Source organism: Cytobacillus sp., from assembly GCF_964223445.1.
Taxonomy (GTDB): Bacteria; Bacillota; Bacilli; order Bacillales; family Cytobacillaceae; genus Cytobacillus.
The window spans coordinates 116,898-140,150 of the sequence record NZ_CAXQGS010000053.1 but is presented as its reverse complement, the minus strand read 5'-3'; the positions used below and the strand labels follow the sequence as shown (position 1 = coordinate 140,150).

Below are 23,253 nucleotides of genomic sequence, written 5' to 3'. Positions count from 1 at the left end.
CATACGAGATACTGGTAGGTGACTGGAGTTCAGACGTGTGCTCTTCCGATCTATAATGCTCATCGTTGTTTCCCATTCTTTAAAAATGAATACCCCAAAGAAAGTTGTTCCTATAAGCTGCAGGCCTGTGGACATCGGAGCTGTCTTGGCAACCCCCAAATAGCGGACTGCCCCAAACTGATTCTTCTGCCCAATCGACCAGAATAAGCCAGAAATGAAGCCGACTGCCCAAACAATATTGGACAAATCCGGCCTTTTGAAAAGATAAACAGCGATGGCAAATAACAGGGCTCCTATTGTCGTACCCAGTGTCTGGCTGTCCTCATCCCCGCCAAGCTTGTTGCTGACAAATACAATGCTGCCCCAGGAAACCGCTGCTATGAGGGCTAATAGAATTCCTGTCATGGTGTGTACCCCATCTTTCGCTTTATGTACATTTTTAGATTGCGGTTATAGAAAGGCTTCTATTCCACAAGCAAAAAAGTATTGAATTATTTAGTATCATTCCACAAAAATAAACTAGTGAAACCAGCAGCATCAGCATTCTATCTCAAAAAAGACCGTTTAACAGATATTTCAATATAATAATTTATCGCACAATTTATAATATTTGTGTTAAACTAACTAATATCACTGTCGAATAACAGTGAAAGGCATTTATTCTCTTTTATATAATAAGGACTTCGGAGGGAATTCTATGAAAAACGCACTCAGCAAGTGGAATCAAATAAGCCTGGTAAAAAGAATTCTGCTGGGTATCATTGCAGGTATTGCCCTGGCTTTGACTATTCCTAAAGCAGCGGGATGGATCACCATCTTCGGCACTCTTTTTGTAGGTGCATTAAAAGCTGTAGCACCGGTATTGGTATTTTTCTTGGTAATGCACGCCATTTCCAAACATAGAAGCGGCCATAAAACGAATATGAAATCTATTATCGCCCTTTATGGTTTAAGTACATTTCTTGCTGGATTTGTCGCAGTTGTTGCGAGCTTCATTTTTCCGGTTACCCTGTCACTTGCTCCCGGAGCTGAGGATGTAACACCTCCTGGAGGGATTGCAGAAGTTCTTAAAACCCTGCTGACAAACGTGGTGGACAATCCGGTCAATGCACTGATCAACGGCAACTATATCGGTATTCTGACTTGGGCGATTCTCCTCGGCATGGCTTTAAGAAAAGCTGCTGATACAACAAAAAACATGCTCGCAAACTTCTCGGATGCCATCTCGACTCTAGTAAAATGGGTGATTAACTTCGCCCCAATCGGGATTATGGGTCTCGTGTTTGATGCGATTGTCACCAATGGTCTTTCTGCACTGCTTGATTACGGAAAACTGCTTGCAATCCTGCTGGGTTCCATGTTCTTTATTGCCCTTGTTGTAAATCCGCTGATCGTATTCTTAAATATTCGCAGGAACCCATATCCTCTAGTATTTAAGTGCCTGAGAGAAAGCGGAATTACAGCATTCTTTACGCGCAGTTCAGCAGCAAACATCCCTGTAAATATGAGCTTATGCGAAAAGCTAGGGCTGGATGAAGATACTTATTCTGTATCCATCCCATTAGGCGCCACGGTTAACATGGCAGGTGCAGCTGTTACGATTTCTATTCTGACTCTTGCAGCTGTCCATACGCTTGGCATTCAAGTGGACTTTGCAACTGCCCTTATCCTTAGCGTATTAGCAGCAGTTTCTGCTGCAGGTGCTTCAGGTGTAGCAGGCGGATCGCTTCTTCTAATTCCTTTAGCAGCCAGCTTATTCGGAATACCGAATGACATCGCGATGCAGGTTGTCGGTGTAGGATTCATCATTGGAGTTCTTCAGGATTCATGTGAAACGGCCCTTAACTCGTCATCAGATGTTCTATTTACCGCAACTGCTGAATATGCAAAGAAACGCAAGGAAGGCAAGATTGTGAAAATCAGTGCCTGATAACAAAATAGAGGAGCCAGTCCTCTGACTGGCTCCCCCATGAAAAAAAGCCCTCTCGCGATGGAGAAGGCTTTTTTCATTTATGTATTTTCCCATATGATGCTATAAGTTTTAGGTAAGTTTACTTGGCATTTGCATCCGGCTGGTGAATACCGAAAATATTCCCTTCAGTATCCTTATAGTACCCCTGCCAAGCCATTCCAGGAAGAGCATACTTCGGCAATGCGACAGTGCCGCCATTCTCAAGGATTCGGGCTTCAGCTGCATCATAGTCCTCCACACCCATCGTGCAGGCATATCCATTTAGCGCTTGATTAGCCTCTGGAGGTGGTCCCTGCCTCTTCATTAGAGCACCGTTAATGCCCTGCTCATCTTCATTTCCAGTGACTGCTCCATAATAAGGCATTCCGGCATACTCACTCCAATCCTGAAATGACCATCCGAATACCTCGCTATAAAACTTCTTGGCCCGTTCCATGTCGTCTACATGAACTTCAAAATGAACTAATCTGCCCATAGTCTCCTCCTTATACTCGTAATCGCTTACAAGTTAATTATAAGGCTTGTGGAAAAAAGTACAACTTAAAAAGGCACCCTTCACATGTAGAACTGTACCATTCTTCTTATTACTCAATGATAATTTCTTTGCATAATCATATAAATTTCCCCCAAAAAAAATTACACAGATTGATTAAAATTCATTTTGTGATTCTTTGTGAACTCAATTTCTTTTGCAATATCAGCGATATATTTATTGTTCAGCTCATCTTTCATCCTTTTCTCTGCTTCGATCATCACCTTTTCAATTGGGCAATCTTCATTTGAAAAATCCTCATGCTCCAAAGAACAATTAAACAAAGTGGTGTGCCCTTCAATGGCATGAATTACATCCAAAAAAGAGGTTTTACGAGTACGGCTTACAATGCTGTATCCGCCCTTAACACCAGGAGTTGATTCGATCAGTCCTGCTTTTACTAGTTTTGTAAGAATTTTGGACAGGTAGGTCGGCGAAAGATTTTGGATTTTAGCCAGCTGTTCAACGCCAACGGATCTCCCCTTCGGTGTTATAGTTAAATAGACCATCGTGTGCAATGCATAATTGGTGGCTTTTGAATATTTCATTTGCAGTCTCCTTTATTAATACATTAAAGACCCTTAATATCTGTAATTACCTTAACCAAAATCTCAATAATAATCAAGTAACACTATTCTAACTTATTGTTACTGATGAAAAATAAGGTGCCAGCCTCTGTATACTTGAGGCAGACACCCTTATTAAACCTACAGGAAACCTGCAATAAAAATTATTTTTCAAGAATGGCTTTTATTAGTTTCAAATCCTTCATGTTTGCTCTTCTCATCATGGGTGCCATGAATGGAGACATGATCTTATTAAAGCCATTTGGGTTTCCTTTATTTCTTATAGTCATTTGAGTATGGTTTTCATCTATAGCTTGCCATGTATAGATGGTTTCCATGGGAAATGGGCCGTTTGCTGTTTTCATTGCCATTTTCCTTTCAGGAATGAATTCTGCAATTTCATATACATATTCAAGCTCCCTGCCAAGAAATTTTGCTTTAAAAGCAACTTGGGAGCCCAGCTGAAGCGGTTTTGGTGTCTTCCATTCAACAGATTGTATATTCACATACCAATCAGGAGCATGATCAGGGTTAGCGGCATATTCAGCAACTTGTGTAATAGGGCAATTAATTGTTATTTCTGTAAAAACATCTACCATCTCGGCCTCCTAAATTAATTGTCTTCTACGTAGTTTTTTAATAGGGTGCCAAGCAAGTATTCCCATCCCTTGGAATGCTCCTCTTCCCATTGGTCCTGAATAACACCAGAAGCTGTATGGGAAAGCTGAAGCAGTGTACCACCTTCTTTTTCAAGAAGACGATACGTATAGGCACTGTTGACCGCTCCCTGCATGCCAAGATGGCCATGCAGCCGTATTTCTTCAGGAGCATTCACATAATAAACATTCCCCCACACTGCACCTTCTATTTCACCCCATCTTTCGATAAACTGTCCGCCTATAACTGGCTCAAAAGTAAAGTGAGAATCTACTCCTTTTGGAGCTATGCGGAACTCCCACCAATCTTCCACCTTTTCGGTTAATGCTCTGAATACTTCTTCACGTGGTGCATCAAGAATAATCTCCTGTTCAATACGAAAATCCTTAGTTGATTCCATCGTTTTCTCTCCTCCTTTTTCTGTTACTGTCTTCCGTAAATTAAGCAGCGAGTTTGCTGTAGATTGCATGTATTTGTCAACCCAGCGCTCATGCACTTCCTGAAGTGGAATTGCATTAAGAAAATGCCTTTTATATTTTCCTTCACGCCTTACCAGGACCAAATTCCCTTCCTCTAAAATATTTAGATGCTTCATAATGGCATACCTAGTGACTTCAGGAAAATGGTCGTCTAGTTCTCCAGTTGTTCTTGGCGATACCTTAAGAATATCGAGAATTTCCCTGCGGATCGGATGTCCCAATGCTTTAAAAACGGTAGATAATTCATCGTCCATTCCATCGGCCCTTTCCAAAATGATCATTTACACGTGACCAAATGGTAACGTGTTTTATGTGACCTTATGGTAACATATCTATCATTACCAGTCAAGATAAGCATAAAACCCCCTTTATCCATTAAGATAAAGGGGAATAATATCAATTAATAATGTTAATTATCCAGTATTTCTATGATAACTTCTCAAACCATGGGCTTGCCGTTTCATTCAAGACCTCATTGAGTTCCTGGATATTCTTTCTGCCAGTGTCCTGCAGCCATGCACGTCCTGCTTCTGGCCCCTTTTCAGAAAATGGAGCTACACCATTTTTCCAGGTAGCACGTCCGCATAATACGCCATTAAAAGTGGAACCTGAATCCTTAGCAAATTTTAAAGTTTTCTGGAACAGTTCTGCACTTACCCCTGCACTCAAAAAAATGAACGGCAGCTTTGTTGCTTCGCTTTGTTCTTTGAAATATGCAGCAGCTCTTTTTTTGTCATAGGCTGTTTCTCCATTTGTGTACCCTTCGACAAAATTCATATCGACCGGAACTTCAACTTTCAAAACGTCCACCTGGTACTGAGGCTTTGAAAATTCCCTCATAGCCTCAATCACTTTACGCGGCTTGACCTTTGCGTATTCTATGCTTTTTACATCATCCAATTCCGAATCATAAGTGATAATCTCAAGGAAAAACGGTATGTCCACTGCCATACACTCTGATCCCACACGTTCCATATAAACATGTTTATATGCATTAATTTTTTCATCTTCATCCACATCGTAATACAGTAAGAACTTTATTGCATCCGCTCCAGCTTCCTTCAGGCGTTTAACGGACCAGTCCTCCAATAGATCTGGCAATCGACCCGCAGCGGCTGCATCGTAGCCCGTTTTTTCATAAGCCACTAATAAGCCAGCCTCCGGATGCCGGGCTTTTGCAGCAGGCAGGCCATATTCAGGATCTAATAGGATCGAAGTTGCATAGGGAGTTAACTCTTGAGAAACTAATTCTTTAAAGAGGACGATTCCTTCATCCCCGACTCCACCTGTGCTTCCTTCAGCAAGCATCTTTTTTAACGAACCGCGCTGATCAATCGCCAATGCTCCAATAATCCCATTTTCACTAGATAAACGCTTTAGGGCAGAAATTTTGCTGTCCGTAAGCTGTAACATGCCAATCACCTCTATGAATCTATTTTTTTCACCTGAACGAACTCATAAAACTGTTTGAACTTAGCTATATTAATATGACCGGTCTTTGCCTCCATCGCATTGAGCATTCCAGTGGTCATGGCTGTTTTCAGTACAGCATCTACAGAAACATTGTTATTCAGAGATACCGCTAACCCTGCGACCGTAGCATCACCCGATCCAACAAGGTTTACAGCGTCAATTACAGGAATGGTAACTTGAAAAAAATCTCCTGCATGCTTCACAAAAGCTCCCTTACCGCCCATCGATACAACGATCCAGTCAACCCCAAGAAACATATCAGAGTTCAAGACTTGTTTCAGGCTGCTAAGGCTTTGATCTACTTCTATACCAAGAAGCTGTGCAAGCTCCGTAATATTCGGTTTAATGGCATTTGGTTTATCCTTATGCAGCAGAACCTCCCTCAGAGGTTCCCCAGATGTATCAACAATCACAGGGATTTTCTTTCTTCTGCACATTTCGGACATATACCGGTAAAATTCAGAGGGCAACCCTTTTGGCAAGCTGCCTGAAATCGTCACAATAGATGCAGCTGACAGCAGGATTTCAAACTTTTCGAGAAAGTCCGTGCCATCTTCAGGCATTAGAGCCGGTCCTGACTCTAAAATCTCCGTTTGTTTGCCATGATGGAGAATTGCTATACAATTTCGGGATTCTTGGTTGATTTTTAAGAAATGATTATCAATCCTGTCATTCGTCAATTCCTGAACGATGAAGTTTCCAGTTGTGCCACCAAGTACACCCGTAGCCAAAACGGCTTCACCCATCTGCTTCACGACGCGGGCAACATTAATGCCCTTTCCGCCTGCGGTTTTACAGACTCCTTCGACACGGTTCACATCATTAAGTTTGAAATCAGGAATCGGATAAGAAATATCAACCGATGGGTTCATCGTAACAGCTAAGATCATCCTTCTCCCTCTTTCTGAATAAAGCTTTCAGCTTGATACCTGCAAATACCATTAAGATACGTTCCCATTAACTCAAGCTGTGGAGTCAGTACAATAAAATCCGCATCATATCCAGCCGCAATCTTTCCGCATTCTCCATCAAGCTGAATACTTTTCGCAGGTGCAGTACTTGCCATATAGATCGCTTCCTCAGGTGCAGCAATCCCCCACTCTACAGCATTTTTTACTGCATGTATTAATTGCAATATACTGCCTGCTAAACTGCCACTTTTTAATCTGGCTGCTCCTCCCCTCACATCAACGCGGAATTCCCCTAACTGATAGCAGCCTTCAGGCATGCCTCCAGCCATCATACAATCGGTCACCAAGACCGTTTGATCCCGTCCCCGGGTATTCATTAAAATGGCTGCGGCTGCGGGATGGACATGGTGTCCATCACATATAATTTCAGCAAACACATTAGGCAGGTTCATCGCAGCTCCTGCCATGCCAGGTTCACGATGATGAAAACTGCTCATGCCATTAAACGTATGAACAAATACGGAAGCTCCCTTTTCAACTGCCCGCTTTGCTTCTTTATAACTGGCATCACTATGGGCTAACGCTACAGTAACCCTTTGCTTCACAGCATGCTCAATAAATTCAGCTGCTCCCTTTCGTTCAGGAGCAATGGCAATTTTTTTAATAAAATGGTTCGATTGCTTCTGCCATGTTTCCAGCATTTCAATCGAAGGATCACAAAAATACTTTGGATTTTGTGCTCCTTTATGTACCTCTGTAAAAAATGGACCCTCCAGGAAAATTCCTTTTATTTTCGCCCCCTGCACCTTTGAATAATTTTCGCCAATCATTGCCACCACATCGGACAATGTCTCAAAAGAAGAGGTTAAAGCAGTGGGCAAAAATGATGTCACTCCACATTCGAGCAATCCATTAGAAATAGCGTTTAATCCAACCAATTCATTATCCATAACATCATGGCCCATAAATCCATGAATATGTGTATCAACTAAGCCAGGAGCAATCCAATGTCCTGTATAGTTCAGCACTTCCGACTCGTCCGGAAATGTTTCAATGAAACCAGCAAATTTCCCCTTATTGATTTCCAGATAGCCAGGACCGGCAACACCGTCCTCCAAAAAGAACTTGTCAGCATAAACAAATTTTTTCATACCAGCACCTCTGTTTTTTTAAAGCTTAGCGCCGCCTTCTTTCTTCCTGTACGGCCCTATCTTTCCGATAGGGCCATTTAATTCAGCCCTTCTGCTATTTACACTTGAATTCATGGATTGTGACACCTTTTACAACGCGGTTAACAGTTCCGCTTGGTGAGGGGGTATCCGGTTTATTCCCGACTTTAACGGAAGCCAGCAAAGAAATCGTTTGACCGACCATAACGAATGGCAAAGACAAATAGGCATCTGGTACAGCCCCCGCCTCCCTTTCGAACAAGAATGCATTTCCGGCATAATTGATGTCCCCCTCAACAGCAATAGCACAAACAGTGCTGGCAATCTGGTCCTGTTTCAGCTCGTTTAAGATATCTAAATCGTATTGGCGGGTATAAAGCTGGTTGGAGACAAAGCCAAATACAATGGCTCTATCATTGATAAAAGACTTTGGACCGTGCCGGAATCCCATGGGTGAATCGTATGCGGTCACAATTCTTCCGGCAGTCAACTCCAAGATTTTCAATTGCGCTTCTCTTGCCAAGCCCTCAAATCCCCCTGACCCTAGATAAATAATCCGATCAAATTCTGCATTCATTATCTTTTCAATTTCCACTTTCCTGCCAATGACACTATCTCCCATACGGCGAATGGTTCTGACAATGTTTTCTTTTTCTTCATCAGTTAGGGAATCAAAAATAAGTAAGGCAGTTAACGTCATACAGGTGTAGCTTCCAGTCATCGCAAATCCCTGGTCATTAGACTTTTCAGGCATTAATACCAGCAGATTGTAATTATCTCCAGCTGCCAGCTGAGCTAATTTGCCTTCCTTTGAACAAGTAATGGTGATTTGATATAGATCCGTGACGATTTGTTTTGCCAGCTCGACTGCAGCAATGCTTTCAGGGCTATTGCCGCTTCTGGCGAAAGATACGAGCAGGGTCGGGATTTCAGCTTTAAGAAATTGATATGGATTGGACACAATAGACGTCGTAGGAATACTTTGCATGTCCCACTGATTTTCATCCGCTTTCCCTTTTAAATAAGGAGTAACGGTGTCACCAACATAGGCAGAGGTTCCGGCACCTGTAAATATCACCCGGACCCGTTGGTGCTTTTCACTCAAATTCTGCAAGTATTCATTAATGAGCTCTCTTTTCTCTTTATAAATAGTTATAGTTTCAGCCCATAAATCAGGCTGTTGTTTGATTTCTGCAGTTGTAATTTCTGCTCCTAATGTCCTTAATTTTTCTCGGCTTAATGTGAACATTTTCTACACCCCTCTTAATCTATTAGATTTCTTCAAACACCCGTAAGGCCGCACCAATTACTCCATTATCCTGTCTGATGGTGCTAATCGTCATATTTCCTAAGAGATGCTTTTGTTCACTGATTTGGAAGGTTTCCAGTTTTTCCTTAATGATGTTAAGCAAAGACGGATTATTTGCAATCACGCTTCCGCCTAACACAACTCTATGCGGGTCCAATAAGCATGATATGGAGTAGAGTCCTTGAGCCCACAGGTTTGTCACCTCACCTATGATGGACTGATACTCAAATGCTCCCGATTTATAGTGTTCGAAAATATCTTTCGATGACAGCGATTCTTCCTGTAATTTCCTTCTAGCTAGCTTCTCAATAGCCGGACCAGCTGCTGCAGTTTCCAGACGATTCCACTTTGTTCCTTTTGCTCCTGACAAAACGGGTATTAAACCAAGCTCCCCTCCAAATCCAGCTCCTCTATAAAATGTCCCCTGGTTGATAATGGCGCAGGAAATGCCTGTGCTAATCGTTACATAAACAAATGTCTCGTTACTGTTTGCCCCGGCAGCCTTCCACTCGGCAAATGCAGCCATATAAACGTCATTGTCTATGACAGCCCGCTTAAGTCCAAATTGGTCAAGAAGCCTTTCCTTGATGGGAAATAGAGCCCATGGCAAATTATTTTGAAAAATAGCCATTCCCTTCTCCCTGTCCACCTTTCCAGGAATACCCACGCCCAGTCCCTCCATCTCATGGATAGACATAGAGGACTCAGTAAAAAGTCGTTCAACCGCATCTATTACCTTCTTAAACATCTTTTCTCTATCTGATGGATCGCTTTTTACTTCTGCCCTATTCAGTATCTCCCCTGTTTCCGAAATGATCCCAGCTGCAATCTTGGTCCCGCCAATATCAATGCCAATAGCCTTCTTCAAATCCCTCACCCCGAAACTAATAATAGGAATCGACCTTAAAAGGACGGTTTTATATCCAATTTACTAATAAAAAACTCATAGACAAAAAAGCTATGAATATATGGTTGCCCTTGCAAGCTTGAGGTTATTTAAGCAAAGAGCTTATTTCCCTCCTGTAACAGCAATCCCTTCAATAAACTGCTTCTGCAGGAAGATAAACAAGATCAGCATTGGCAGGATGGCTAAGAAAGATCCCGCCATCAGAATTGGGTAATTGGTCAAGAATTGCCCCTGAAGCGAGGATAATCCCACTGATAGAGTCATAGACTCAGGAGAACTGTTGACAATCATCGGCCACATCAATTCATTCCAGCTCCAGAGTGTTGTAAAGATTCCTAGAGCGATTAAACCCGGCTTTGCAAGCGGGAGCATCACCCTCCAATAAATTTGAAAATGGTTGCAGCCATCAAGTCTGGCTGCCTCCTCCAATTCTTTGGGCAGTCCCATGAAAAACTGCCGCAATAGAAACGTGCCAAACGCGCTGAACAACCCTGGTACAATGACAGCCTGCAGGGAATTGAGCCATCCTAATTTCACCATAATCATATATTGCGGCAACAGGAAAACTTGCCCAGGCACCATTAACACAGTAAGCGCTAACAAAAATAGAATGTTTCTCCCCGGAAATTCAATTCTGGCAAAGGCATATGCAGCTAATGAACATAAGAACAATTGGCCTGCTGTCCGCAGAACTGTAATAATTACGGTATTGTACATAAATTTGAAAAAGGGCAGGAGTCCAAATACCTCTTTATAATTTCCCCACTGAAAATCTTCGGGTATCAAAACCGGGGGTACTTGAATCGATTCAGCATACGTTTTTAACGAGGTAAGGATCATCCATAGGAAAGGCAGTACCATTGCTGCAGCCCCAATAATCAGGATGAAATGGAAAAGGAATGTTCTACTTGCAATAAGCTTGAGTGCTCTGTCCATCGGCATCACTTCCTTTAATCATAATGAACCCACTTTTTCTGAAGAACCATCTGGATGGCTGTAATTATTAAAATGACCGCTAATAAAAGAACTGCAATAGCCGCAGCATATCCTTTATCATTTAGTACAAATGCATGCTGATAGAACAAATAAACAATAGACTGTGTACTTTCAAGCGCCGTGCTGCTTTTTCCAATCATCATGAAAATCAAGTCGAATACTTGAAATGCACCAATCATTGACATAATGGACACAAAGAAAATAACCGGTGAAAGCAGCGGCAGTGTAATTTTAAAAAACACGGTGACAGGACCTGCCCCATCTATTTCTGCTGCCTCATAATACATCTTTGGAATGCCTTGCAGCCCTGAAAGGAAAATGACCATATTGTAGCCAATACCGCTCCAAATCGCTACCGCAATAATCGAATATAAAGCAATATTGGGATCACTTACCCATTGCGGCCCTTCAATTCCGACCAAGGATAATATATAATTAAACATCCCGTAGTCTGCGTTATACAGCCATTTCCAGACCATCGCAATGGCAGCTGGCATTGTGATGACTGGTAAAAAATACAAAGTCCGGTAAATAGATTTACCTTTGATATTCTGATTTAAAAGAACAGCCACAATAATGGACAGGAAAATTCCAATCGGCACTGTAAAAATAATATAGATGCTTGTGTTTTTAAATGCTTGAAGAAGAGTTGCATCCTCAAGCAATCTCTTATAATTGTCTAAGCCTGTCCACTCATACTGTCCAAATGAACCCCATTCGGTGAAGCTAAAGTAAAAATTCTGAATAATGGGCCAGAGATAAAAAATAAACAATCCAAACATTGTTGGTGCAATCATAAGATAAGCCCAAAAATAGTCTGACCGCTTCCTTGTTTTGGCGAGGCTCGAAACCTTTATCCTTTTGGCTGTTTTTACTTCTGTCTGAAGAGGTACTTCCTTCAAAGTCATCCCTCCTTATATAAATGGAAGAGAAGAATTGCAAAATCCTTCTCTTCAATTAGTAGTTACTTGGACAATGCCTCATTTGCTTTCTTTGTCAGCTCTTCTGCTGCTTCTTCAATACTTATTTCCTCACTCCAGGCCTTTTTAAGTACATCTGTTTCGTACTGCCAGATTTCCCCTGTGTTTTCCACACTTGGCAGAGGCACTGAATATTCGGCTCCATCAATAAATGCCTGAAGGTTTATATTAGGGACTGATTCTTTCCATGCATCCTGTGTACCATTAAATGCCGGAATGACGGTTCCCGTTTTGGCAAAGACTTCTGCTGCTTCTTTGGAACCAAGGAATTGAACAAACTTCCAAGCTTCTTCTTTATGTTTTGTATTCGAAGATATTACATTGGAAAGCCCGTGAATAGAAACGGCACGTTTTTTCCCTTGTGGAACCACTGCTACATCTAAATCGGGATTTTTCTTATATTCAGGAACCATCCAAGGACCATCAAACATCATCGCTATCTTTCCAGATGAGAATAATTCAGAAGCAGCCGTTTCGGTCATCTGCGCTTGTGTTGGAGAGAGTCCTTCTTTAATAAAGCTGACATTGTATTCTAATGCCTCGATTGCTTCAGGTTTGTCGAACCCTGCGGACTTGCCATCCTCAGAAATGATATAGCCGCCATTCTGCCAGATGAAATCATAATATCCGCCTTGATTGCCCATTAATGCCGCATAGCCCCAAATTCCTTTATCTTTGTCAGTCAGCTGTTTCGCAGCTTCCTTCAATTTTTCCCAATCCCATGTTTCATCCGGGTAGGATACTCCGGCTTCATCAAAGATTTTCTTGTTATACCATAGCCCAGTTGTATCGTAATCTTTTGGAATCCCATAAATATCTCCATCTACCGTGTACAGATCAATCAATGATTCCGGATAATTTTCTAAGCTATAATTGTCCTTTTCCGCCATTTCACTTAATGGAAGAATGACCTTCCCTTCTGCATACTGAACAACGTGTGCTCCATTCATCCATAGAACATCTGGCAAAGCACCGCCCGTTGCCGCTGTTTCAAGCTTTTGAAAGTATTGGCCATAAGGTGTGATTTCTGTTTTCACTTGAATGTCCGGATATTTTTCATTAAATAACTTAATAATTTCTTCAATCGCAGGAACCTGCTTTTTATCCCAGAATCCATACGTAATTTCAACCTTGCCATCTTTTCCTCCGCCGGATGCTGCATCATTATCACTGCAGCCTGATAGGCCAATCACACCTAATACAACGGTTAATAGCATGATGATCCATTTCTTCATCCCATTTCCCTTCTTTCCTAAAGTTTTTTGTTTGCCTAACTCAAAACATAAGGGGTTTATCTCTAGATGAATAAAAATGTTATGGACGAAAGTTATTTATAACGTTTACCACCTCCTTGGATAACGTTTTCCAAAAACTCAGGTTTCTGCATTAAGATATAATCTTAACTGGCTAAATATATTGCAACACTGCTTAAAGAGCTGTGTTTACAATCTTTTAAACTTGAATATTCCCAACTAAACCATGATAATATTCATCTATATTGATAGATTGACCCTGGTTTAACCGTGACTCTTCCGCCGCAAATGCCATTAGATGACTTCTTACAGATGCGGAAACAGAAGAAACACTGTCCTCTTTATTGCCATTCCGGACTTCTTCCAGGAATAGTCTCATAATTCCGCGGTCTCCACCGCCATGCCCGCCTACTGGCTGATCAAAATGAATCACTGTTTCCTGCCTGGTTAGGAAATCAAAAATTGAGATTTTATTCTCTTCCATGTTTCCGCGAATTTCACCTTTGGTTCCCATTATTTGAACGATTCGAGTTTGTTCTCTTGTAAAACCGCACATGCTGAAGGCAGCGGTTGCTCCTCCCTCAAATTCCATATTGACAACCTGATGGTCGACGACATTATTATCTGAACGATATACACACTTTCCATAAGGCGTTCTATTCAAGGCTTCAATTATGCCTTCATTGGTATAATCTTCTGTAAATTTTTTTGCCCAGCCTCTTCCTTCACCGAGGTAATACCGTCCTGCATGGAATGGACACTCAAGCTCGGCAGGACATCCATCCAAGCATCGCAGCGGGCCTCCTTCCGGGGCATTTTCTGCTTTAAAATGCATCAGGGATCCATACGAACTTAGTCTTTTACATGGTTTTCCGAGTACATATGAAATGATATCCATGTCATGACAGGACTTTTGGAGAATCATTGGACTTGATTTTTCTTTGTTTTTCCAATTGCCTCTTACAAAGCTGTGTGACATATGCATAACTTCAACATTTTCATTTAATTGAAGAGATACAACATCACCGATCTCCCCTTGGGAAATTACCTTTTTTATTGCTTTCCAAAAATCGGTATACCTGAGCACATGGCAGATGGTCAGCTGACGGTTAAATGTTTTGGCTTGCTGTTCCATTAATATACATTCTAATGGGTCAGGTGACATTGGTTTTTCCAGGAGGACATGATACCCTTGCTCTAAAGCTCTCATGGTCACTTTGAAGTGGTTTCTATCCAGGGTACAGATAATGGCAATATCGGCAATTTGTTTGTCCAGCTGTGAGATCTCTTCCCATGATTCATAGCAATTTTCATTTGGAATTTGATGTTCTTGCTGTATTCTCCCTCTCCTTTCCTTATTCGGTTCTGCAACAGCAATAATTTTTAATTCATGCGGATAATCCAGAGCATATGGTGCATATGCTCTCGCCCCTCTGTCTCCAGCTCCTATAAGGATCGCTGTCATTGTCTTCATGTATATTTCTCCTCTCTATTTAGCCGTATAAACCCCGGAAAATTTCCGTAATTTATCCAAACGTTTTCCAAACGTTTTCAAAAAAAGAACCGCTTAGGTCCGTTTTTTAGAAGATGATTCACGAATAACTAAATCAAATGGTAAAATAATTTTGATTGGCAAAACCACTTTTTCCTCTACCATTTCCATAATCGTTTTCGCGGCCATTTTTCCCATTTCATATTTGGGGATTTCTACTGTTGAAAGCGGCGGTGATGAATATTTCCCCATTTCAATATTATCCACTCCAAAGAATGCAATATCTTCTGGAATTCTCAGCTGATTTTCTATAACTGCTCTCATTGCAGCCAGAGCCATTAAATCACTTGCACAAACCATAGCTGTCGGCAAATCTCCCGAACTGCTTTTAATGAGCTGGTTCATTCCCTCATAACTGTTTTCCATTTTCCATCTGGTATTGATAACCCATTCATCTCGAATAGAAAGGTCTGCATCTTTCATAGCAGATTGATAACCTTTAAATCGTAATTCTTCATTTAAGTCCTGGTAAGCTTCATTAATTCCCCCGCCGATAAACCCAATATCACGATGACCCTGATTCACTAAATGCTGTACAACTTTTTCCAATGCGGCCACACGGTTATAATCTATAATCGCAATATCTTTATCGGAATAGTAGAAGTCAAGTCCCACAACAGGAATCGTTTGCTGTATGTAATCAATTAGGCTTTCATCAATACTGTCGATCAGCAGAAGTCCTTCAATCCCGAGATCATGAATGGTCTTGAGAAGAAGTGCTTCATTTTCAATCTCATCCTTAGTGATACTTATTAATGTATAATCATTTTCTGTTAAAGTATCACGAATACCTGTATAGATATTGGAAAAATATGGATTTATTTCAGCCTGTGTAGGATTGGCAACCCAGCCAATTTTCATTGTCCTGGCATCACTTTTATTCTGTCTGTTGCTAACCAGATTTCTTGCATGCTGATTGGGTGTATACCCCAGCTCCTTGACAGCCTGCCAGATTTTATTTCTCGTTTCCTGGTTAACATTCCTTGTCTGGTCATTCTGAATAACTCTGGAAACAGTAGAAATAGAAACGCCAACATACTCCGCAATATCCTTTAATCTAACCACAAAACACACCTCTAGGCTGTAACTTCCCGCAGTAATCGCCGGAATTTTTTGAATTTAAATAGACTATAGCACCTGAATTTATTTTAAGTCAATAGCTTTTAACATTTATTTTGTTTTTATAAACTCCTTCCAGGCAGTAATCCCACCCTCTAAAACAGTAGCATTAAATTCTTTTTCAGAAAGGATGGCTGCACACCTTGCCGCGGAATTCCCTGTTGTGCATGCTACAATTATTTCTTTCCCCTTTGGCAATGAATCAGTTTCAGCTTCAAAAGTGTGATTTAAGATGTGTGTTTTTGGTATATTTAAGCTTTCGATATTAGAACCTTCTAAATGATACGCTTTGTATTTTTCCTCTGCACGTACGTCTAATAAGGTGACATTCTCTTGCTTCATTTTTTCATATAATTCCTTTGGAGTAATTTTGTTAAGTGCAATTGTGATCCGCTCCTTTTTTGTCTTAACTTTAAATTAATAATACCTCAAATTAAAATATCTCTCATTATTCATAGAATCAAGACATGCTATCCATGCTGTAAAAAAAAAATTACTGCATAGACAGATGTCTTTTTTAACCGTATCAAATCCAGCATTAACTGCACATAGCACAGCTCTCCGGGAATTCCTAAAACGTGAACATACGGGCAATGAAACGATCTGCTATGGGTATGCATACAAATTTACTTCTGATGATGAATTAAAAGTATTTATAGGTGAATTAAATAATTTATAGTTTAAAAAAGTTCCTGTCCCCTAATTACTAAAGTAACCTGGGCAGGAACCATATTATTTCTTCTTCTGCCTATACAAATCAGCCGATTTATACCCTTGTGATAAAATATCGACCATTTGTGCTTCGCGTTTCTCACGGGTTTTCTGCTGTTTAACAGAAAAGATGTAGCGGGCCCAATCCTTTTTGTAACCTGGGGTTAGTTCCTGATAAAATTTCAATTCATTTGGATGATCTGCTAAGATCTCTTCAATATCATTCACGTTATTTTCATAATCAGCCACACATTGACTAGGAGCGACTGATTTTTTCTCCTTCTTCTTTTCACGCTTCAATCCAACAACCGTAAAGACATCATCCATGCTCACCATCCGCGAGAATTTCACATCGCTATTTTCCACATACCCATCTTCTCCCACTTTCATCGCCGGAAAAATATCATCCCTATGAACGTATGTATCATACCGTTTATTTCCTTTTTTAGGATAAGCGAAAAATAAATATCCTTTTTCGAGCAGCTGCTCCTCATCGATCACTTTTCGGGTAAACTCTGTCATTTCATCAATGGTTTCTACAAAGATGAAGATTGCATCATGCTCACCTGATAAAGTGGTTTTGTATTTATTAAATACAGCATAGTCAATTGGCTGGTTGAGCACAGCCAAATTATTATATTTATTAAGCTTTAATTTATCAATGATTGACATAACATACTGCTCCTTTTAATTTTCACTTTTCTAAAAAGTTTATTAAAGCATCCAAATCTTTCGCACAGGCTTTCCTAAAGGCTCCAGCCATCATCTTTCCAAACAATTTTGAAAAGCCTGTGAGTCCCTTAATCTCACCAAGTAAAGTAACTTCTGAAGCATCATCTGCTGAAACGATTATGTATGTAAATAAAAATTCTCCTTTGCCTGTTGTTCCTTTGGTTCCATCACAGCGCAGTACAATTTTATTGGGCTCATCGAGTTCGACAACTTCAAAATGTTCAGCAGCTTCTTTGCCAAACATTTTCCTTGTCTCTTTCCAGTGACTCCCCACTTTTAATGGCCCGCTCTCCTCCCGCTCTATTCCAACTAGACCATTCATCCAGTCCTTTGCCGAATCAAGATCGATTAAAGCTTTGTAGGCATTTTGTGCAGATACCTGAATGGATCTTTTCACTTCAAAATGGATACTCAAGCTAACTGCCTCCTTTATAACTTTTTTCTAAAATATATCACAAATTAATAAAGTGCTCACTCTAAATTAAAATAAGTTAACGAATCGAGATTCTCCTTATCGCAACATATTGTCATTAGGATATCTATAACTTATACTTCTATTAAATTCATTAATGAGATGAGAGGATGATTCAAATGAGTACAGGGCAGCAATCAACGTCAAACCTATCACTGAAAGAAAAAGCTGTTTCTTTTCTGCAGCTGGTAGCATCAGGCCAGGTCCGTGAAGCCTACAAGCGTTACATCAGCCCAGATTTTTCCCACCATAATCCCTATTTCCGTGGCGATGCAGAATCTCTCATGCACGCGATGGAAGAGAATGCAGCGCAAAACCCCAGCAAATTACTTGAAGTCAAACTCGCAATCCAGGAAAATGAAACCGTTGCCGTTCATTCCCACGTGAAGCAAAACCCCGAGGACCTCGGTGGAGCAGTAGTACATATCTTTCGGTTTCAAAACGGCAAGATTGCTGAACTGTGGGATGTAGGACAGCCCATACCAGATGAATCGCCTAATGAGAATGGGATGTTTTAACATAATTAAAAATGCCTACTGCTCCTGCAGCAATGTATGAAGGATCCTCATCTGTCCTGCTATCGCTATCTCAAGGCCCCTATAGTTGAAATACTGGGGGAATAGCCAAAGCGATAATTGTCTTATAATTCATGTTAGTAAGAGGGAAAGTTTTTATTGCATTATCACTTTTATGCGTTTTTACTTTAATAAGTTGAAATAATAAACAGAATTGTATAAAATTAAAGTGGTCGAACCCTCACAATTCGACCCCCTATTATCCATTGAGCTTAGGAATTTTCTAAGCTCTTTTTTAATGATGCTTCCCTGCCAGCCTGTATAAGATCGACTGAAACTGAAAAACCTATCCTTGCAATGGCCGTACGTATTCAGCTTCGTTCAATAGGAGGATTACAATGGAAAATGTATTCGATTATGAAGATATTCAATTAATTCCCGCAAAAAGTATCGTCAATAGCCGATCTGAATGTGATACAACGGTCTTCCTGGGGGACCGTGCGTTTAAACTGCCAGTGGTGCCTGCCAACATGCAGACGATTGTAGATGAGAAAATTGCCATATATTTAGCAGAGAACGGGTATTTCTATATCATGCATCGATTCGAACCAGAGAAGCGAATATCTTTTATGAAAGATATGAAAGCACGCGGATTATACTCTTCGATCAGTGTTGGCGTCAAAGAAGGCGAGTATGAGTTTATACAGCAAATAGCTGATGAAGAGCTGTCACCGGAATACATTACTATTGATATAGCTCATGGCCATTCCAATGCTGTCATCCAAATGATTCAGCATATTAAGAAAAACCTTCCTCAAAGCTTTGTGATTGCCGGCAATGTCGGAACTCCGGAAGCAGTCAGAGAATTAGAGAATGCTGGTGCTGATGCCACAAAAGTTGGTATTGGGCCTGGCAAGGTTTGCATCACAAAAATCAAGACAGGATTCGGAACGGGCGGCTGGCAATTAGCTGCACTTCGCTGGTGTGCAAAAGCAGCAAGCAAACCGATCATTGCAGATGGAGGTCTTCGCACCCATGGTGACATTGCTAAATCAATTCGATTTGGTGCAACCATGGTGATGATTGGTTCCTTGTTTGCAGGACATGAGGAGTCACCTGGTAAAACCATTGAGAATGAGAAAGACGGAAAGCTCTATAAAGAATACTTCGGCTCAGCCTCTGAATTTCAAAAAGGCGAAAAGAAAAATGTTGAAGGCAAAAGAATTTTAGTAGAGCACAAAGGATCATTAGCAGATACGCTAAAAGAAATGGAGCAGGATCTCCAGTCCTCCATTTCTTACGCTGGCGGCAACAAGCTGGATGCCATCCGTCATGTTGATTATGTTATTGTAAAAAATTCGATCTTTAATGGTGACCGGGCTTTTTAACCCGCCCATGTGACTTTCTAATCTTTGCAAAACATTCCTCCAATTAATAAAACCACAGAAGATGTCAGCACTTTCCCATCAGGAAGGCATCTTCTGTGGTTTCATCATTACCTTTTAAATTGGAAAAACACTTACGAAGAGCTCCAATTTTAAAAAGCAGATATCTTATGTACACCTTGAGGTTAAGATCCCATAGACTGCTCTACTGCATTTTCCCAGCTCGGAAAATAATACAATGCATTTTTCATTAGCTCTGGATTTGATTTTTTTACTTGCTTCTTTCGGGGCGGCTGCCCTTCTTTTTCCAACAGTTCTGAGATCCCGGTCAATACTTCTTCAACACTCATGCTTGTTTCCACATCATTCCTCCTTTTTGAATTCAACTATATAATTTCCATTTGACGAAAAATTATTCAGCCTTCCTTCATTATTATTATTCAGTATTAAACTGGTATTCTAGCTGGTCCAAAAATCACGCCAGTTTAATAAAGCTATCAAATTAAAAAATTAATTTCATCCCTTCATGACTCGCAAAAAACCCCAGCCTATTATAAAAACGATGTGCATCATCACGCTGCTTGTCTGTTGTCAATTGGACAAGGCCACACCCCTCAGACTTCGCTATTGCAATCGCTTCTTTAAACAAGGCTTCTCCTACCCTTTTACCACGGTGGCGCTGATCAACACGCACACCTTCAATTTGTGCACGTTTCATCCCTTGTCGCGCTAAACCAGGAATGATTGTTAACTGAAGGCAGCCAATCACCGACTGACCGTCTACAGCTAAAATGATCTGATTTCCCGACTGTACTTCTATTGCCTTAAATGCTTTATAATAACAATCCGGCAGAGGTTCTTCATACCTCTCACGCTTTGCTCCTAATTCATCATCGGCAAGCAAGCGGACAATAGCTTGTAAATCTTCTTCATTAGCTTTTCGAAAATGCATTGAAAATCACTCCTTCAGCACGAAAAATACTTAAATACATTACTGATTATTTTCTATTAATATTTTATTTTCCCTTTATTAGGCTCTTTTCACAAAACATCTGCACCACCGCCTAACAATCAATAAAATTAAACACCCAATTAAAATTATTAATATTTTTAATTATAATTATTTATTTTTTTTGATTCATTGTTATATAATCAAGTCAAATAAAAGGAAGGATTTTCATTATGGCTTATAAATTAATAACTGATTGTCCTGTCTGCAGTAAAACATTGAAAATTACGAAGCTGCAGTGCTCTCATTGTCACACGACCATTGAAAATGAGTTTGAATTATCTAAGCTGGCATCATTATCAAAGGATCAGCTTCATTTTGTGGAAGTATTCTTAACATGCAGAGGAAATATCAAAGAAGTTGAAAAGGAACTGGGTATTTCGTATCCAACGGTACGAGGCAAGCTAACAGAAATCATTTCATCCCTCGGATATGTGCAGAAAAAGAAGAATGAAGCAGACGAGAAAAAAATTGTCACCATGTTGGAAAATGGCGAGATCACACCTGAAGAAGCCATAAAGCTTTTAAAAGAGGAATAGGGAGGAAGTTATCATGAAAGAGGAAATTTCAAGAGTGCTAACAATGGTTCAAGAAGGGAAAATTGATGCCGATAAGGGATCAGAACTGATCCAGGTATTAAAAGAGAAAGAAGAAACGGGTAATAAGCTGGCAGTGAAAACGGCTAAATATTTAGATAAAACTTTAAAAATTCGTGTTGTATCCGCCGAAGATGATAACGTTACGGTCAATTTGCCAATAAAACTTGTCAAGGCAGTATTAATGGCTGGACACAGCATCGCAGCTAGTATCCCCCAATCAGAAAAATACGTTAAAGATATAGACATAAGCCTTATTATAGAAGCAATCGAAAACGAATTAGATGGCCAAATTGTTGATATTAAATCGGCAAACGGGGATACCGTTTCTGTCATCATCGATTAGTGAATGCCTATGCTGCATGTAAAAGTGAAAGCAAAAGACGTTCGGTTAACCATCCCAATTCCATATGCAATTTTAAACATTGCCATTTCAATTTTTTGTTCAAAAATGTTTCATCAAAATGTAAACAAATGGACAAAAGAGCACTTCGAAAGAAAAGAACTGGACTTTACCTTTCCATTAATAGATAAAGAAGCGCTCAAGCCTATTGTCAAGGAACTGAAAAATCAAAAGGGGATCGTGATAGTAGATGTCAAAGCTAAGGACGGTTCTGAGGTTCAGGTAAGACTTTAATTTATTTATATCTATCACTGTTCGGCATTTAAAGAAAAAGCCTAATTTCTGGCTTACAAAACCAAGAAAATTAGGCCTTTGTTTCCTTTATTCCTCTTCATTTTTAAAAGTTCCATAGAAATACATTTAAAGATAGGCCTCTGCGACTTTTCCCAGCCTGCGAATCCCCTCTGTTATTTCCTTCTCATCCGCATAACTGAAGGAAAGACGCAGAAATTCAGTTCCGGCTCCCTGATCTTTGAAAAAGTACTTGCCAGGAATAAAAGATACCCCCTCTGCAAGGGCAAGTGTCAGCAGTTCCGATGTATCGGCACCGGGAATCTTCATCCACACGAAATAACCCCCTTCAGGCACGTACCAGGAAGCTGAATCAGGAAAGTACTGTTCCAATGCTGAGATCAGAACATTGCATTTGGACCGGTATGTATCTCTCAAGGTTACTAGTTTATTATTAAAATCCGTGTTTGCCAAATAAACAGCCATGGCAGATTGAGCAAACGGATGGTTCAGATCTTTTTTAAACCAGGCGCATGCATGGATGATTTCACTTGCTCCCGCTATCCATCCTATACGCATGCCGGGGGCCACTATCTTGGATAACGAACCGACATGCAGAACCCGGGAGCTTTGATCCATTGCTTTAAGAGTGGGGAGACTTTTATTAAATGATAATTCCCCATAAGCATCATCCTCAACTATTAGGAAATTATACTTATTGGCAAGCTCCAATACATGCTGCCGGCGCTCTTCTGTCATTGTCGTACCTGTAGGATTTTGAAAGGTTGGGATCGTATAAAGAAAACGAGGCAGAGCGAGCCCTTTTTGCTTTCTTTCCTCTAGAATCTCTTCCAATACATCTGTTTGAAGTCCGTTCTTGTCTACAGGAATACTAATTGTATGTTTTGTGTAGTTTTGGAAAATTTCTAAAGCCTCCATATAAGTAGGAGATTCTATTGCCACGATTGACTCCTCATCAAGGAGAATGCGGGCAATCAAATCGATCGCCTGGCATGCACCCGAAGTGATCAAAAGCTCTTTTTCAGCAACAGATATTCCCCGCTCTTTCAATCTCATTAAAACCTGTTCCTTGAGTTTTATTATTTTGGGACTTCCTATATAATGGAGCGGCAAATCATGCTCTTCCTCTAATAGACTGTTAACAGCTGCCTTTACCTCTTCATCAGGCATAAGGGAAGGAGCTGGATAGCCGCAATGCAGGCGTATACACTCATCTGGAATCTCCGGAATCCACTCCCCAGGGGGATTATTCTGAAGTGCTAATTTGATGTTGTCAGGAAAAAAAGAAGCGGCATTCACTTGA

Annotated in this window: 27 protein-coding genes; 6 read left to right on the top strand and 21 right to left on the bottom strand. The window is 40.5% G+C overall.

The window, feature by feature from the left end:
• Positions 1–405: GRP family sugar transporter (locus ACEQ1T_RS10385; RefSeq protein ID WP_372530244.1), on the bottom strand; the 405-nt coding region annotated here is incomplete at its 3' end.
• Positions 406–697: 292 nt separating this feature from the next.
• On the opposite strand from ACEQ1T_RS10385, the gene sstT reads away from it, so the two are divergent.
• A complete protein-coding gene (gene sstT, locus ACEQ1T_RS10380; RefSeq protein ID WP_206836819.1) occupies positions 698–1,930 on the top strand; it encodes a serine/threonine transporter SstT in 1,233 nt (410 codons plus the stop codon).
• Positions 1,931–2,051: 121 nt separating this feature from the next.
• On the opposite strand, the gene ACEQ1T_RS10375 is transcribed toward sstT, so the two are convergent.
• The 17 genes from ACEQ1T_RS10375 to ACEQ1T_RS10295 all read right to left on the bottom strand — a co-directional run bounded on the left by ACEQ1T_RS10375 (position 2,052) and on the right by ACEQ1T_RS10295 (position 17,733).
• Positions 2,052–2,447 carry a VOC family protein gene (locus tag ACEQ1T_RS10375; protein ID WP_206836816.1) on the bottom strand — a complete coding sequence of 132 codons (396 nt, stop codon included), beginning with the start codon at positions 2,445–2,447 and terminating at the stop codon, positions 2,052–2,054.
• A gap of 161 nt (positions 2,448–2,608) precedes the next feature.
• Positions 2,609–3,052, bottom strand: a complete 444-nt coding sequence (locus ACEQ1T_RS10370; protein ID WP_206836813.1) for an Rrf2 family transcriptional regulator — start codon at positions 3,050–3,052, stop codon at positions 2,609–2,611.
• A gap of 182 nt (positions 3,053–3,234) precedes the next feature.
• On the bottom strand, positions 3,235–3,669 hold the full coding sequence (locus tag ACEQ1T_RS10365; protein ID WP_206836811.1) for an SRPBCC family protein: 435 nt from the start codon (positions 3,667–3,669) through the stop codon (positions 3,235–3,237).
• A gap of 14 nt (positions 3,670–3,683) precedes the next feature.
• On the bottom strand, positions 3,684–4,460 hold the full coding sequence (locus ACEQ1T_RS10360; RefSeq protein ID WP_370222757.1) for an SRPBCC domain-containing protein: 777 nt from the start codon (positions 4,458–4,460) through the stop codon (positions 3,684–3,686).
• Positions 4,461–4,632: 172 nt separating this feature from the next.
• The gene (lacD, locus tag ACEQ1T_RS10355) at positions 4,633–5,619 is read right to left on the bottom strand and encodes a tagatose-bisphosphate aldolase (protein WP_206836805.1); all 987 of its coding nucleotides are present in this window, start codon (positions 5,617–5,619) and stop codon (positions 4,633–4,635) included.
• A gap of 11 nt (positions 5,620–5,630) precedes the next feature.
• Positions 5,631–6,569 carry a hexose kinase gene (locus tag ACEQ1T_RS10350; RefSeq protein WP_370222755.1) on the bottom strand — a complete coding sequence of 313 codons (939 nt, stop codon included), beginning with the start codon at positions 6,567–6,569 and terminating at the stop codon, positions 5,631–5,633.
• The gene (gene nagA / locus ACEQ1T_RS10345) at positions 6,566–7,741 is read right to left on the bottom strand and encodes an N-acetylglucosamine-6-phosphate deacetylase (RefSeq protein WP_206836801.1); all 1,176 of its coding nucleotides are present in this window, start codon (positions 7,739–7,741) and stop codon (positions 6,566–6,568) included. Before nagA ends, ACEQ1T_RS10350 begins: the two co-directional genes overlap by 4 nt.
• Before the next feature lie 94 nt (positions 7,742–7,835).
• Positions 7,836–9,008 (bottom strand): SIS domain-containing protein, encoded by a 1,173-nt coding sequence (locus ACEQ1T_RS10340; protein ID WP_370222754.1) that lies wholly within the window; start codon positions 9,006–9,008, stop codon positions 7,836–7,838.
• A 22-nt stretch (positions 9,009–9,030) separates the two neighbouring features.
• On the bottom strand, positions 9,031–9,936 hold the full coding sequence (locus ACEQ1T_RS10335) for an ROK family protein (RefSeq protein ID WP_370222753.1): 906 nt from the start codon (positions 9,934–9,936) through the stop codon (positions 9,031–9,033).
• A gap of 141 nt (positions 9,937–10,077) precedes the next feature.
• On the bottom strand, positions 10,078–10,911 hold the full coding sequence (locus ACEQ1T_RS10330; RefSeq protein WP_206836791.1) for a carbohydrate ABC transporter permease: 834 nt from the start codon (positions 10,909–10,911) through the stop codon (positions 10,078–10,080).
• 14 nt (positions 10,912–10,925) lie between these two features.
• Positions 10,926–11,879, bottom strand: a complete 954-nt coding sequence (locus ACEQ1T_RS10325; protein ID WP_370222751.1) for a carbohydrate ABC transporter permease — start codon at positions 11,877–11,879, stop codon at positions 10,926–10,928.
• 56 nt (positions 11,880–11,935) lie between these two features.
• On the bottom strand, positions 11,936–13,186 hold the full coding sequence (locus ACEQ1T_RS10320) for a sugar ABC transporter substrate-binding protein (protein WP_206836788.1): 1,251 nt from the start codon (positions 13,184–13,186) through the stop codon (positions 11,936–11,938).
• A gap of 217 nt (positions 13,187–13,403) precedes the next feature.
• Positions 13,404–14,678, bottom strand: coding sequence for a Gfo/Idh/MocA family protein (locus ACEQ1T_RS10315; RefSeq protein ID WP_370222750.1), 1,275 nt, complete (start codon positions 14,676–14,678; stop codon positions 13,404–13,406).
• Between the two features lie 93 nt (positions 14,679–14,771).
• The gene (locus ACEQ1T_RS10310; protein ID WP_206836781.1) at positions 14,772–15,821 is read right to left on the bottom strand and encodes a LacI family DNA-binding transcriptional regulator; all 1,050 of its coding nucleotides are present in this window, start codon (positions 15,819–15,821) and stop codon (positions 14,772–14,774) included.
• 105 nt (positions 15,822–15,926) lie between these two features.
• Complete coding sequence (locus tag ACEQ1T_RS10305; protein WP_370222762.1) at positions 15,927–16,244, bottom strand: rhodanese-like domain-containing protein; 318 nt, start codon at positions 16,242–16,244, stop codon at positions 15,927–15,929.
• A gap of 363 nt (positions 16,245–16,607) precedes the next feature.
• Positions 16,608–17,258: a YdeI/OmpD-associated family protein gene (locus ACEQ1T_RS10300; protein ID WP_370222748.1), complete on the bottom strand. Its 651-nt coding sequence runs from the start codon at positions 17,256–17,258 to the stop codon at positions 16,608–16,610.
• Positions 17,259–17,280: 22 nt separating this feature from the next.
• Entirely contained in the window at positions 17,281–17,733 is a 453-nt protein-coding gene (locus ACEQ1T_RS10295; RefSeq protein ID WP_370222746.1) for an SRPBCC family protein, read from the bottom strand.
• A 176-nt stretch (positions 17,734–17,909) separates the two neighbouring features.
• Here ACEQ1T_RS10295 and ACEQ1T_RS10290 point away from each other — a divergent pair, with 176 nt between their 5' ends.
• Positions 17,910–18,308 (top strand): ester cyclase, encoded by a 399-nt coding sequence (locus ACEQ1T_RS10290; protein WP_370222744.1) that lies wholly within the window; start codon positions 17,910–17,912, stop codon positions 18,306–18,308.
• Positions 18,309–18,703: 395 nt separating this feature from the next.
• Positions 18,704–19,693: a GMP reductase gene (gene guaC / locus ACEQ1T_RS10285; protein WP_206836772.1), complete on the top strand. Its 990-nt coding sequence runs from the start codon at positions 18,704–18,706 to the stop codon at positions 19,691–19,693.
• A gap of 182 nt (positions 19,694–19,875) precedes the next feature.
• Here guaC and ACEQ1T_RS10280 read toward each other — a convergent pair whose 3' ends face one another.
• On the bottom strand, positions 19,876–20,052 hold the full coding sequence (locus tag ACEQ1T_RS10280) for a hypothetical protein (RefSeq protein WP_206837719.1): 177 nt from the start codon (positions 20,050–20,052) through the stop codon (positions 19,876–19,878).
• A gap of 140 nt (positions 20,053–20,192) precedes the next feature.
• A complete protein-coding gene (locus ACEQ1T_RS10275; protein WP_206836771.1) occupies positions 20,193–20,642 on the bottom strand; it encodes a GNAT family N-acetyltransferase in 450 nt (149 codons plus the stop codon).
• A gap of 230 nt (positions 20,643–20,872) precedes the next feature.
• Between ACEQ1T_RS10275 and ACEQ1T_RS10270 the strand changes: the two genes are divergently transcribed.
• Genes ACEQ1T_RS10270 through ACEQ1T_RS10260 form a run of 3 tightly spaced genes read left to right on the top strand, consistent with a single transcriptional unit; the run spans position 20,873 to position 21,932 of the window.
• On the top strand, positions 20,873–21,238 hold the full coding sequence (locus tag ACEQ1T_RS10270; RefSeq protein ID WP_370222742.1) for a DUF2089 domain-containing protein: 366 nt from the start codon (positions 20,873–20,875) through the stop codon (positions 21,236–21,238).
• Between the two features lie 13 nt (positions 21,239–21,251).
• On the top strand, positions 21,252–21,641 hold the full coding sequence (locus ACEQ1T_RS10265; protein WP_206836766.1) for a hypothetical protein: 390 nt from the start codon (positions 21,252–21,254) through the stop codon (positions 21,639–21,641).
• Between the two features lie 9 nt (positions 21,642–21,650).
• Positions 21,651–21,932: a hypothetical protein gene (locus ACEQ1T_RS10260; protein WP_370222741.1), complete on the top strand. Its 282-nt coding sequence runs from the start codon at positions 21,651–21,653 to the stop codon at positions 21,930–21,932.
• 126 nt (positions 21,933–22,058) lie between these two features.
• Here the strand turns inward: ACEQ1T_RS10260 and ACEQ1T_RS10255 are convergent, their stop codons facing one another.
• Positions 22,059–23,249, bottom strand: coding sequence for a PLP-dependent aminotransferase family protein (locus ACEQ1T_RS10255; protein WP_370222760.1), 1,191 nt, complete (start codon positions 23,247–23,249; stop codon positions 22,059–22,061).
• Positions 23,250–23,253 lie beyond the last annotated feature (4 nt).